We start from the raw sequence: 12,627 nt of genomic DNA on the forward strand, positions 1-12,627 counted from the left end.
AGGCGGCTGCCCGCTACTGAACTATGAACTACTGAACTATGAACTATGAACTATGAACTATGCACTATAAACTGGCGCAGGAAAAGTCGCTCCTTCTCCCTTCGAGACGTTCGGCGCTGCCCTATCTTCGCCCAACCGTGATTGCCCTGACCAAATTACCGTCCTTTGCCCATCCAAGTACACTCCGAAATTGCCCCCTTACGCAGGGTGCTCATCCACCGGCCCGATGCGGGTACGGCCACCATCACGCCCCAGCGGGCGGAAGAGTTGTTGTTTGACGACATTGTCTACCTGCCCAAGATGCAGCAGGAGCACGATGTGTTCACTACCCTGCTGCGCCGTTTTCTGGGGCCGGCGGGGGTGCTCGAAATCGCTGATCTTTTGACGCAGGCCATTGCCGAATCCCCTTCGGCGACGCGGGAGATGCTGGAGATGATCGTCAGCTGGGAAGAATTGCCCGTCGTGTACGTCGAACGCCTGCTGGCCCTCTCGCCAAGGGAGCTGACCGAAGTGCTCATCACCGGCTACCTGCCCACCGAAGACAGCCGTCTGTTTGACCCCATCCCCAACTTCATCTTCACGCGCGACATCGCCGTGACGATCAACGACTACCTCCTCATCACCAAGGCGGCCAAGCTGGCCCGGAGCCGGGAGAACTTCCTGACGCGCCTGGTCATCTTCGCCCACCCTTATTTCAAGGAACTCTGGGAGGCCGACCGCGTCATCAACCTCAACAACGTCGAACTCTTCCCGCCCAGTCGTTTGGCTGAGAAGGTCTGCATCGAGGGCGGCGACGTGATGCTGCTCAACAGGGATTACCTGCTCATTGGCGAGTCCGAACGCTCCAGCAACTACTCGCTGCGCTGCCTGGCGGATGTCCTGTTCGCCCGCGGGGTGGTAAAAAACGTCGTGCGCGTCAGTGTCCCCGCCGAGCGGAGCTTCATGCACCTGGACACGATCTTCACCCAGATTGACGAGCACGACTACGTCTGCTACGCGCCCATCGTCTGCGAAGGAGGAAGACCCGCCGGGGTGGAAGTCTGGCGCGCCAACGGCCAAAGCAGCAGCTACTCCAGCCTGAAGGAATGCATCCTGGCGGAGATCGACCCCCTGGCCCGTTTCCTTCCCTCCGGCGGCGGCAAAAGTCCTTTCCAGGAAAGGGAGCAGTGGACGGACGGCTGCAACCTGGTGGCCCTCGGCCCGGGCATTGCCATTACCTACGACCGTAATCCCGTCACTGCTCAGACCCTGGAGGCCGCTGGTTATACCGTCGTCGGGGCCGTCCGCCTGATCGAGCAAATTGACAACGAAGGCCTCCGCCCCGAGACCGTCCACAAGACCATCATCACCCTGCCCAGCGGCGAGCTGAGCCGGGGGCGCGGGGGCAGCCACTGCATGACTTGCCCGATTGAGCGGGGGTGATTATGGTCAGTTTGGGGGTAGTTCGGTAGTCTCGTAATTCGGTAGCGGGGTATTGTCCACTACCGAACTACAAAACTACAATACTACGGAACTACCGAACTACCTTCTAAGGGCCGTTAAAGACCAATTAGCTGGGATTATTGCCAGGGCTCAACCTACCTTAATCAGCCTCTAACGCCGTCCTTTCTGCCGTTTGCCCTTGCGCCAGGGGGCGTTTGCCTGCCAGTCGCCGGCCATGATGCAGCCGTAGGGCATGATGCGATCGAGGACCGTCCCCAAGCCAAATTCGCTCATCTGGTCCTGGACCATCTGGGCGCTTTTGTAGGCGGAGGGCAGCTCAGAAATATCGATGACGCCGGAGTAGAAGCGGACGTCGAGGCCGGCCGTTTCCTTGGCGAAGATGGCTTCGACCGTGCGGTTGCCCTGGGCGCGCTTGTGGGCGGAGCGGCTCACGTTGCGGCCGGCCCCGTGGGGTGCGAATCCGAGGTTCGTAGGAGTGGTGGCCCCCTCGACGATCAAGACGGGCTCGGCCATGTTCAGGGGGATGAGGCGGCGACCGTCGGCAGCGTCGGGGACGAACTTGCTATCCAGCGGGGTAGCACCCTTGGCGTGGTAGAACAGGTCCTCGTCTTTGAATACGAAGTTGTGTTCGTTCCAAAACCGGTCTTTCACCTCGCTGTTGACTGCCGCAACGGTGCGGTCGTGCAGCAGGGTGTGGTTCAGTTTGGTCCATTCGCGTACCAGCTGGAGGGCTTCCCAGTAGGCCCGGCCGCTGGGGTCGGTGTAGGGAATCCAGGCGTTGTAGCTGGGGGTGGCGGGGGAGAGGTCTTTGCGGAAGGCTTCGGCGACCTGCATGCCGCGCTTGTAGAGGTGGGCGCCCAGGCCGCGGGAGCCATGGTGGGTGACCATGACGGTATCTCCCGTGGCGGCGGAGCGACCGACGAACAGGAAGTGGTTGCCGTCGCCCTGGGTACCGAGGTGGGCGCTGGCCAGTTGGCGGCTGTCTTTGTCGTCGAGGAAGGCGTTAGCCGCCAGCTTTTCGCGGAGCTCGGTGGGCAGGGGAAACTCGGCGTGGCGGGGCCGTCCGCCGCCCCCGAAGTGGGTGATGCCCATCGCGGCGTTGAGGACGGCGGTGGGGTCCACCTGGCCCAGGTTGGTCATCATGACGGAGCAACAAATGTCGGCACTGTGCATGGCGGGGTGGATGGCGTTTTTGGCTACTACGACGCCGCCGACGGGAATTTGTCCCTTAGGGCCGGTAGGACACGCGTCGGGCATAACGGCTCCGCCGACGAGGGTAGGCGTGCGCATCAGGGTTTCCATGGTGGCCATGACGTCGGCAACGTTGGCGGCTTCTTCGGGGGTTTCGGCGCGGAGGTTGCGGTGGAAGGGCAGTGCTGCGGGGTAGGGATCGATGATGGTGGGTTGGTGGCGGTCGAGGAAATCCGTCAGGTCGGTGCCGCTCAGCCCGGCGGCGTTGGCGTGCTCGATGGCAGCGGCGAACCATTTTCCAGGTCGGTAGCCCAATTCAGTAAGGGTTTTTCCGGTGATCATACTCGGGGTCTTCAAGTTGTAAGGTTAGCAGGTTGGTTATAAACTCTTCCCTTGAAAAATAAGTTCCCCCGGGGCGGATTTACGCTATTTGCTATCCCGGTAACGCAATTTTTTTCAAGCAAATAAAAACACATTCACCGCATTTTTGCGGCGAATAATTCGCTTTTTCACCGCACGCAGCGCCTAGGGCCAACGCCATAGCACCCCAGCCCGGCCCCACCGAGACTGCGCATTTGCTCGACCCTGAAAGCAGTGAGCGACATTATGCGCTTTACCTCGCCTCGCTCCTTTGTCCCGTTCCTGGCACCTGCGGCCGCGCCCAAACTGAGCTAACCGCGCCGTTAAGCAACCCGCTCCGAAAAAAACAGTTCCCCTCCGGACAAAAAAAGCCCCGCACCGGGGTAATCCGGGCGGGGCTTACTTGGCTTTTTGTGCGTTACTTCTTCACCTTGATGGGCAGGCGGGCCATCGTGTTTTCCCAGCCGACGACCAGTTCGAGAACGTCGCCTTTTTCCACGAAGGTCATGGAGAGGGCTTCGACCATCTCCGGGGTTTTCTCCGTTTTGGCGGTGACGGTTACGACGTTGTCCTTCTCGTCGTGGTTGGCCTCGCCCCAGGATTGCACGTTGCGGTGGATGATGAAATCCCAGCTGCCTTCGTTGACCTTGGCGAAGAGGCCGTAGCGGCCCGCGCGGATCTCTTTGCCGCCGATGACGACGTCCTTGAAGAAGGTGATTTCCGTGGTTTCGTTGGCTCCGAGGCGCCACATTTTGCCGTAGGGGAGCATTTCGCCGAACACTTTGCGGCCTTTCGCCTTGGGGCGGCTGTAGATGACGCGGACCTGGGGCTCGTTGGCGGCCAGTTCTTCGGCTTTCAAGTAGTTGCGCAGGCGGCTCATGTTGGGGTGCTGCACCAGGTCCATGGGGCTGGCGTCGTCCATGTCATTGGCCAGCACGGCGGGGTTCAGGTTGATGGGCAGGGCGGCGCGGGTGCGGTCCCAGGCGTAGACCATGTGGACGTTGTTGTCGTCGATTTTCTGGAAGCCGATGGTGAAAATCTCCCGTGGCGTGCTCACCGTTTCGGTGGGGATGGCAACGGCAACGAGGTCTTTGCTGATGTCGCGGTTTTCGGCTCCGCCGATGAAGCGCTCGCTGGAAATCTTGATGATCCACTGGTTGGGGTAGAGCTGGGCGAACATGGTGTAGGTGCCAGCCGGAACGTAGGTGCCGCCGATTTCCACGGCCTGGTAAAAGGTCACTTCGGTGGCTTCGTTGGCGCCCAGTCGCCAGTCTTTACCCCAGGGTTCGAGGCCACCGAATACCTCGCGGCCTTTCTTTTTGGGGCGGCCGTAGAAGACCTTGATTTTCCGTTCCCGCTCGGGGTCGTTGGCGTCCAGGTAGTTGAGGTAAGCGGAATTTTCGGGGTAGTGGGCGGCGTCCATGGAGCTGGCGTCCAGGTCGCCAAATTTCACTTCCTGGGCGCTCAGGGTGGTGCAGGCGGCCAGCAGGAGGCAGCAGCACAACAGTAGGTAATTGGTTCTCATTGCGTTGGATTTTTTTGGTTTGCGGGGCGAAAATACTACAAGTGTGGTATACGAATTGCCGTTTGGGGACAAATGCGGGATTTTTTGGGTTGGAACATTTTGGGCGCGGCCGCAGGTGCTCCCCCCCAACCCCCCGAAGGGGGGAGTCAGGACAAGGAGCAAGGGAGGATTCCAGGCTGAGTAATAAACCGAAGTTTCAGGTAGGAACGCCAGCTTAGTCCCCTACCCTCTTTGCTTACCTACCAAGACCGCTACGCAGGCGTCTCCGGTGATGTTGACGACGGTGCGGCACATATCCAGCGGGCGGTCAACGGCCAAAATCATGGCCAGCGCCAGCGGCAGGCGTTCGCTGGGAAAGCCGACGGATTCCAGGACGATGACCAGCATGACGATGCCCGCGCTCGGTGCTCCCGCCGCGCCAATGGAGGCCATCGAGGCGGTGAGGACGATGATCAGTTGGTCGTTCCAAGCCAGTTCGTGGCCCAGGACCTGGCAAACGAAAACGGTGGCGATGGCCTGCATCAGGCTGGTGGCGTCCATATTGACGGTCGCGCCGATGGGGCACACGAAACTGACGACTTCGCTTTCCACGCCCAGGTTGCCTTCGACGACTTCCATGGTGACGGGCAGCGTAGCCATGCTGGAACTGGTGGAAAAGGCGACCAATTGGGCGGGTAAAATGCCCCGGACAAATCGTCCCACGGGCATCCCCGCGAACACGCGCGTCAGCAGCGGATAGAGCATGAGCAGGATGGCCATGCCCAGCACCAACACCAGTGCGTAGCTGAGCAGGGCCCGAAGAATGCCCGCGTCGGGGATTTCCGCGAAGAGGGCCGCCATGAGGGCCACCACCGCGAAGGGAGAGATTTTGATGATGGCATCCACCATTTTCAGTAGTACGGCGTTGAGGGCGTCCACCAGCTTAATGACCGGCTCGCGCTGGGCGGCGGGGATGGAGAGCAAACAGATGCTGAAAAAGAGGGTGAAGAAGATGACTTGCAGCAGGGAGCCGTTTTGGCTCAGGGCTTCGAAGAGATTTTGCGGTACCAGGCGGACGAAAAAATCGAGGGGTCCGGCAGCAGCTGGCGGCGCGGCGGCGGGTCCGCTGTCCGTAGGCAGTTGTTCGGCGAGGGCGGCAACGGTGTCGGCCCCCACGTAGCTGCCCGGCCGGAAGAAATTGACCAGCAGCAGCCCGAGCAGCACGGCAAAAACCGTCGTAGCGAGGTACCAGGCGATGGTCCGCAGTCCCAGGCGGGAGAGGGTGCTGAGGTCGCTCAAATCGCTGATGCCTTTGGTGAGGGAGACGAAAATGAGCGGTACGGCGATCAACTTGAGGAGGCGGATGAAGATGTCGCCCACCGGTTTTATCCAGTCGCGGATGAACTCCGGTCCGCCGCTGAACTGGCTGGCGAGCCAACCGAGGGTGGCCCCGAGGAGGATGCCGAGGAGGATGCGGAAGTGGAGGGGCATGAGTGAATGGGTGAATGCGTGAATGGGTGAATGCGTGAATGCGTGACCGCCGTAGGCAGCAGCGAAGCTAATGGGCTACCGCACGAGATAGGCGAGACTGAGTGATTTAGTGACCGCCGTAGGCAGCAGCGTAGCTAATGCGTGAGCCTGGGGTACTGCGTAGCAAATGAGGGAAGGAATAAGGGAGTAAAGGGGGAAAGGAGTAAAGGATGAAGGGTAGAAAGGAGTGAAGGTAAGTGTCTGGGAGGGAAATTTTGTGGGCGGTGTTACCTTGGGACCCACAATGCAAGAAATACGCCAAATCATTGCGCACTACGACCACTTAAAGGCCAGCAACACCGCCTGTGCCCTAGCCGTAGTGGTGGAAGTAGAGGGCTCTTCCTACCGCCGCATTGGCGCGCGGCTGTTGGTGGGGGCCAACGGACAGTTCGCCGGGGGCATCAGCGGGGGTTGCCTGGAAGGGGACGCGCTGCGGCGGGCCAGCCGGGCGATTCTGGCGAGTGCGCCCTCCATTCACGTTTATGACACGCTCGATGGCGAAGACGCCGTCATTGGCATCGGACTGGGTTGCAATGGGCGCATTGCCGTGCTTTTCATTCCGCTCTCCTACGCGGATCCCCACAACGAGGTAGAAATTTTGCGGGGCTTGGTGGCGACCCGTAGTCCGCAACTGCTGGTGCGGGTGCTGCGGCAGTCGGCCGCCCTTTCTCCCCGGGTGTACCGCAGCGAAGAACTGCCCCAGTTGGCGGCGGCGTTGGGCCTGCCGCCCGAGATGTTGTCGGAAACGGCCAACGCGATCCTGCGGAGCAACCGGAGCCGCGTCGTCGCCCTGCCAGCCGACGCCGAGACGCCCCACCATTTACTCTGTGAAGTGGTTGCGCCGGAGGTACACCTCATCCTGACGGGCACCAACTACGACATCCCGCCGGCCCTGGCCGCCGCCCGGCAGCTGGGGTGGCGCACGACGCTGGTGGGCGCGCGCCGCAAATTCACGCCCCGGATGCAGGAATTGGCGGATACGCTGGTCGACTACGCGCAGGTCGGCAGCGTGGGGGTGGATGCGGCGACGGCCGTGGTGCTGATGTCGCACGATTACGAATGGGACAAAAAGATGGTGGTCCACTTCCTGCCGCTCCAGCCCGCCTACCTGGGCTTGCTCGGCCCCCGGAAGCGGGTGGAGAAAATGGCGGAAGAGATGCCCGAGCTGGATCTTCTGGCCTACCCGCGCTTGTACGCTCCGGTGGGGCTCGACATCGGGGCCGAATCCCCCGCCGAGATTGCCGCCAGCCTCGTCGCGGAGGTGGTCATGGTCTTGCGCGGGCGCACCGGGGGTGCCTTGCGGGAGCGGTCGGGGCCCGTCCACGAGCGGGAATAGCGCGGGGAGCGGAAAAATTTTTCTCCCTGATTTTCAAGCTCCTAGTTCAACTTTGGCCCGTCTGGACAAATTCTTTTTGGCCCGGGGCTTGCACTATTCAGCCGGACGCCTGTATATTTGCCCAGCATTTGGGAAAACGGGTACCGAAACGCGGTGCTTTACCCCTTGTGCAACACTACTTGGTTTGGTAGTTCAGTTGGTTAGTATGCCGCCCTGTCATCCCGCAAGCCTGCGGGACGGGTTCGAGGACCACCAAATTTTTAGTGTTGTAAATAAGAAACTATTGGTTTGGTAGTTCAGTTGGTTAGAATGCCGCCCTGTCACGGCGGAGGTCGCGGGTTCGAGTCCCGTCCAGACCGCTTAAAAGCCGCTCCTTCGGGAGCGGCTTTTTGCGTTTGTGGCCAGTTCTACCAGCCGGTCTTCAGGCCGCCAATTGATCGGCGGGCCAAGGATAAAAAGGAGAGCACCACCCACCTTTAGAAGTTTTCTACCCTAAAAGCATTCCTTTCTCCCTATCCCAAGTGTAAAAATTTGCTACCTAAGATTTCTTTTTCTGCGCTAAAAGATTACTTTTGGGCTTAGTGTTATCGATTCCAAGACAAGAACGTAGGCATTGATCACCATTTCGAAACTCTTTGCGGATAAATCTTCAACTCAAATCATTACACCTTCATCACATACCCCTTTTCGTTAATGTATTTCTTTGAGAACCTCAGCTACTTACTGAAGAAAATGTGGTAGAATCGATCTGCTCTATCGAGAGAGCTAAAAAATCTCTCCGCAGCAGGTTGGTAGGTACCCAAACATGGCTAACGAACCAGAGATGGAAACGTTAGTCGCTCTTGGCAGGCTGTTTAACGTAACAGTTGACGACAACTTCTCCTCTTCGACTCAGTAGGGAAACAAGGTCGTACATGCAGTTACAAGGTAGAAGTAGCCCAAGTTACGGATGAGCAGCTGGCGCTGATGAATAAGCTTCTGTGGCAGCGCGTGCAAGTGCTGGAGTTGGAGGTGATGAAGAACAATCTGGAGGTGGCTCCAGATTTGGGATAGGGGAATGACTGGGGTGTGTGTCCGTAAAATTTTTCAAGTACGCTCAATAAAATAATATTTATGAAAGTCGAATATCAAATTGTTATAGATCAAACAGGTGATGTTTGCACTTCGATTGATAGCTTGAAAGCTCTTCTTCAACTGAATGAAAAAATTACGATCAAAGACAATTCTATTGAGTTTGAAAATTCAACCTTTGACATAGACGTTAAAGATCATCTAGTGTCAAATAGAAATCAGATTGTCTATACTGTTTCCTTTAATACGAGAAAAAAAGAGGATATTGAAATTTTTTCATGTTTCTTGAAATTGGTTAGGTCTTTAATTTTAAAGATAGCATTATCCGTCAGTGTCCTTTGGGACGATATATCACTTTACTATTCAGAACGAGCTTATCCTGAAATATGGAAATCTGAGAATTTACTTCGTAAGCTAATTTATAAATTTATGGTGGAGACGGTAGGACAAAATTGGACAGATGAGAACCTGCCAGAAGATTTTAGGTCATCAATTTCAAATACTAAAATAAATAATAGAACAGCCAGCCTTAATATTTTACATAAGGCTGATTTTATTCAACTTAGTGAATTCTTATTTAAACCTTATTCAAAAAAAGGACACCAAGAACTATATAAACACATAAATAATGTGCGAGAGGATATCAAATTTAACGATCTTACAGACTATATTCCACGGTCAAATTGGAAAAGATATTTTAATTCATCGGTTGATTGTGAAGACCAAGAATTTGAAAAAAAGTGGAGCCGCCTTTATGAACTAAGGTGCCTAATTGCACATAACAATTTTTTTTCCAAAAATGATTATAATGAAGTTTCTACTCTCTGCAACGAAATAAATACGATTATTAATGACGCAATTGGAATTGTTAAAAATGTTGAGATACCAAAGACTGAGGTCGAAGGAGTTGCAGAAAACTTAGCAAAAAATACAAGTGAAGTGGTGACTGAATTTTTTGAGGGCTATGACTTACTTAGGAGTAAATTGCTAGAATATTTGCATCTAAGGGGTGATTTAAATGAGGATGAGATTGAACATGCCGTTGAAAGAATTGCTAAAGGCGACACGGTTCCTAAAAGGCTTGGCTTCCCTTCAGGAAAGGAAGTTAACGCTGTTTTTTTAACCAGAAAACATTTAATAGGTAATTCGAACCTGACACCAAAAGATGATACTTTGCTTAGATATAATCAATCAATCCATGAAATAATAGAGTTAATAAGCAAAGAAATTTGTAATTTGAGCAGTAGCGAACCCTAAGTTTTGCAGGAGAAATAAAAATGTACTTACAATAATATTGGAGAATGAATAATAAAAATTTTAGATCTATACTCCTTACTCTATACTGTTTGAGCATTGAATTGCAAATTACTCCGTAAAAGAGAACAGTTTAACCAACTACTTAACTGATTGTGAAGAATTTAGTCGCTATAGATTTTTTTTGTGGAGGCGGAGGTATGACCTACGGCCTTCGGAATGCAGGAATCGATGTTCTGGCTGGGATAGATTTTGACGAAAGTTGCAGACAAACCTATACTGCCAACAATCCTTTGTCCAAGTTTATTAATATTGATGTGAGTAAGATGCAACCTAAAGATCTTCAAAAGCACGTCAAAATTCGACGACGACAAAGAAACTTAATCCTAGTAGGTTGTACGCCCTGCCAATTTTGGACACTCCTAAATACCAACAAGTCTAAATCTGAAAAAAGTAAAAACTTGCTGGATGACTTCGGACAATTTGTCGAATACTACCTACCCGGGTATATTTTACTCGAAAATGTTCCTGGAATTCTCAACAGAAAGGATTCCCCGCTCTCAGTTTTTTTGACACTTTTAGATCGGATGAAATATAAGTACGATTTCAAGGTCATTAATGCGAAAAACTATAGCATTCCACAAAGCAGGAAAAGATTCATTCTAATTGCCAGCAGAACAAAAAAAATTACCGTGAAGAAATCGGACGGAAAGGGAATAGTTACGGTCAGGTCTGCTATTGGGGGACAAAATATTTTTAAAAATATCAGCTCAGGAAGTGTAGACCTGTCGCCAAAGGCTATTTCTTGCTTGAATTTGTCAGAGAAAAATATTGAAAGACTTAAACTAACTCCAAAAGATGGAGGAAATCGAATGGCGTGGAAGGATGACGATGAGTTGCAAATTAATGCTTATCGTGGAAAAGATAATTACTTCAGGGATGTGTATGGAAGAATGTTTTGGGATAAACCAAGCCCTACAATAACTACCAAATTCCTAAGTATTTCTAACGGACGATTTGCTCATCCAGAAGAAAACCGAGGGCTCACGGTCAGAGAAGGAGCAATTCTACAGACTTTTCCTCAAACATATAAATTTGATTCTGGATCACTAGCGCTATCGGCAAAAATCATCGGGAACGCTGTACCGCCAAAACTAGCTACCTTCTTTGGAAACTACATTAAAGAGGTACATAACAATTAATAGTATGAGCAATTCATCGTTAGATATTAAAGAGGAAGAAGATCTGAATGGGGCAGAACTTCAAATGGAGTTTGATCCTAATACGATTGAGCACCTAGGAATTAAAATGTATTCAACCTTGCCGCCAGTAATTGCTGAGTTAGTGTCAAATTCCTATGATGCTGATGCTGCAAATGTGGTTGTCCAGCTTAGAAATGATGGCGAAGAAAAATCTATAGAAATCGAAGATGATGGTCACGGCATGACTTTTAATCAAATCAATGAAAATTTTCTTAGAATAGGAAGAAATCGGCGAGTTACGGAAACGGGACAAATGTCGGAATCAGGAAAAAGATTAGTAGTTGGGAAAAAAGGCATCGGAAAACTATCATTTTTTGGAATATCTAAAAATATTGAAGTTCATACTACTCGTGAGGGATTAAGAAATGTTTTTCAACTCAATTGGGCGGACCTTCTGCTTGCGGGTAAAGAAAAGAAGCCATATAAACCTAAAATCATTGAGAAGGATGTTTTTACTGGCGAGGGCTCTGGCACAAAAATTAAGTTGACTAATCTTAAGCGAAAAAGTGATTTTGACGCTGATAACATCGCCTACAACTTAGCAAAGAAATTCTCGGTATTTGATGAGCCTGACTTTGAAGTGCTCATAGAAGCTTACAATGGCAAGGATGAACATAAGATCGCAATTTCTAATAATTTAAAATACGAAAATATAAATAGTGAATTCTCTTGGACTTTTCCTAATCCAGAGGGATTGGATCTGCCTGAATATAAGTATGCTAATCAAATAAAAGGCATTATTATTGCTGGGATTGATACTGTGCCTAGTTCGATGGAAGGAGTCGCTTTGTTTTCAAGAGGTAAGCTTGTCAATGAGCATGAGTTTTATGATGTAAAAGCCACAAGTTTTGGGTATAAGTATATTACGGGAATCCTAGATGTATCTTTTATCGATGAGTGGGGTGAAGATGTTATTTCAACGAACAGAAAATCACTTCATTGGGAGAATGACGAAGCTGTTGATCTACGTAAATTCCTCAACGAGTTAATACCAAAAGTATATAATAAGCACCGAACAGAACAGAAAGCAAAAAAACTAGAAAAAATAAAGGAAGCTACTGGTATTGATGTAGATGTCTGGGTTGGAGCCTTACCAAGATTGGAAAGAAAACTTGCTAACAGCCTTGTATCAAAAATAATAGAGACACAAGGATTAAATGTTAACAAAGCGGCGGAACTTGTTTCCTATGTGAAAGACTCTTTTCAATTCGAATCGTTCAAGGAAATGGCTGCATCTATGGATGAAGCAGATCCCGATAATACTAGTCAGATTATTTCTTTATTAACAATGGTCCGTAGTGATTTTAGGCTAAAAATGGGCCAGTTTGGATGAAAACGGACAAGTACATATCTTGGAAGTTACCAAACACACCAAGCTATGACTTGTCCTACGAAGACTCGCGCCCTCGCTCGCACAATTATACAGCAAATGGATGACATTGGCGTCTGGCAACGAGATTTTTTACTTGACTTGTTCGACTTGTGGCTGTGTATCCACGGCCGCTACAACTTCACTCACCTTGCCCGCTACGACGAACGCGACGAGAGTACGTTTCGGCACAATTTCGCTAGATCTTTTGATTTTTTTCAACTCAACTTGCTCCTAGTCAAGCAACATCTGAGTAAAGACAGGGTTATTGCTTTCGACCCCTGCTACATCACTAAAAGTGGTAAGT

General features: G+C 51.8%; 8 protein-coding genes, 1 tRNA gene and 1 pseudogene. 7 read left to right on the top strand and 3 right to left on the bottom strand.

Annotated elements, in window-relative coordinates; genetic code table 11:
• The first annotated feature begins 165 nt into the window (after positions 1–165).
• Positions 166–1,422, top strand: coding sequence for an arginine deiminase family protein (locus H9S92_RS15255; protein WP_187467559.1), 1,257 nt, complete (start codon positions 166–168; stop codon positions 1,420–1,422).
• A gap of 171 nt (positions 1,423–1,593) precedes the next feature.
• On the opposite strand, the gene H9S92_RS15260 is transcribed toward H9S92_RS15255, so the two are convergent.
• The 3 genes from H9S92_RS15260 to H9S92_RS15270 all read right to left on the bottom strand — a co-directional run bounded on the left by H9S92_RS15260 (position 1,594) and on the right by H9S92_RS15270 (position 5,989).
• Entirely contained in the window at positions 1,594–2,976 is a 1,383-nt protein-coding gene (locus tag H9S92_RS15260; protein WP_187467560.1) for an RtcB family protein, read from the bottom strand.
• Positions 2,977–3,412: 436 nt separating this feature from the next.
• Entirely contained in the window at positions 3,413–4,519 is a 1,107-nt protein-coding gene (locus H9S92_RS15265; protein ID WP_187467561.1) for a DUF2911 domain-containing protein, read from the bottom strand.
• A 222-nt stretch (positions 4,520–4,741) separates the two neighbouring features.
• Positions 4,742–5,989, bottom strand: a complete 1,248-nt coding sequence (locus tag H9S92_RS15270) for a dicarboxylate/amino acid:cation symporter (RefSeq protein WP_187467562.1) — start codon at positions 5,987–5,989, stop codon at positions 4,742–4,744.
• A 283-nt stretch (positions 5,990–6,272) separates the two neighbouring features.
• On the opposite strand from H9S92_RS15270, the gene H9S92_RS15275 reads away from it, so the two are divergent.
• The 6 genes and pseudogenes from H9S92_RS15275 to H9S92_RS15300 all read left to right on the top strand — a co-directional run.
• Positions 6,273–7,364 carry an XdhC family protein gene (locus H9S92_RS15275; protein WP_187467563.1) on the top strand — a complete coding sequence of 364 codons (1,092 nt, stop codon included), beginning with the start codon at positions 6,273–6,275 and terminating at the stop codon, positions 7,362–7,364.
• Between the two features lie 285 nt (positions 7,365–7,649).
• Positions 7,650–7,723, top strand: a tRNA-Asp gene (locus tag H9S92_RS15280).
• Between the two features lie 754 nt (positions 7,724–8,477).
• Complete coding sequence (locus H9S92_RS15285; protein ID WP_187467564.1) at positions 8,478–9,692, top strand: HEPN domain-containing protein; 1,215 nt, start codon at positions 8,478–8,480, stop codon at positions 9,690–9,692.
• 152 nt (positions 9,693–9,844) lie between these two features.
• Entirely contained in the window at positions 9,845–10,891 is a 1,047-nt protein-coding gene (locus H9S92_RS15290) for a DNA cytosine methyltransferase (protein WP_187467565.1), read from the top strand.
• A 4-nt stretch (positions 10,892–10,895) separates the two neighbouring features.
• The gene (locus tag H9S92_RS15295; RefSeq protein ID WP_187467566.1) at positions 10,896–12,284 is read left to right on the top strand and encodes an ATP-binding protein; all 1,389 of its coding nucleotides are present in this window, start codon (positions 10,896–10,898) and stop codon (positions 12,282–12,284) included.
• Positions 12,285–12,380: 96 nt separating this feature from the next.
• Positions 12,381–12,627, top strand: a pseudogene (locus H9S92_RS15300) (transposase); the annotation flags it as partial.

Source organism: Neolewinella lacunae, from assembly GCF_014349155.1.
GTDB lineage: Bacteria > Bacteroidota > Bacteroidia > Chitinophagales > Saprospiraceae > Neolewinella > Neolewinella lacunae.

What these genes read in the sequence shown, in the direction of transcription:
- H9S92_RS15260 (WP_187467560.1), bottom strand. Translation starts at nt 2,976, where the DNA reads ATGATCACCGGAAAAACCCTTACTGAATTGGGCTACCGACCTGGAAAA.
- H9S92_RS15265 (WP_187467561.1), bottom strand. Translation starts at nt 4,519, where the DNA reads ATGAGAACCAATTACCTACTGTTGTGCTGCTGCCTCCTGCTGGCCGCC.
- H9S92_RS15270 (WP_187467562.1), bottom strand. Translation starts at nt 5,989, where the DNA reads ATGCCCCTCCACTTCCGCATCCTCCTCGGCATCCTCCTCGGGGCCACC.
- H9S92_RS15275 (WP_187467563.1), top strand. Translation starts at nt 6,273, where the DNA reads ATGCAAGAAATACGCCAAATCATTGCGCACTACGACCACTTAAAGGCC.
- H9S92_RS15285 (WP_187467564.1), top strand. Translation starts at nt 8,478, where the DNA reads ATGAAAGTCGAATATCAAATTGTTATAGATCAAACAGGTGATGTTTGC.
- H9S92_RS15295 (WP_187467566.1), top strand. Translation starts at nt 10,896, where the DNA reads ATGAGCAATTCATCGTTAGATATTAAAGAGGAAGAAGATCTGAATGGG.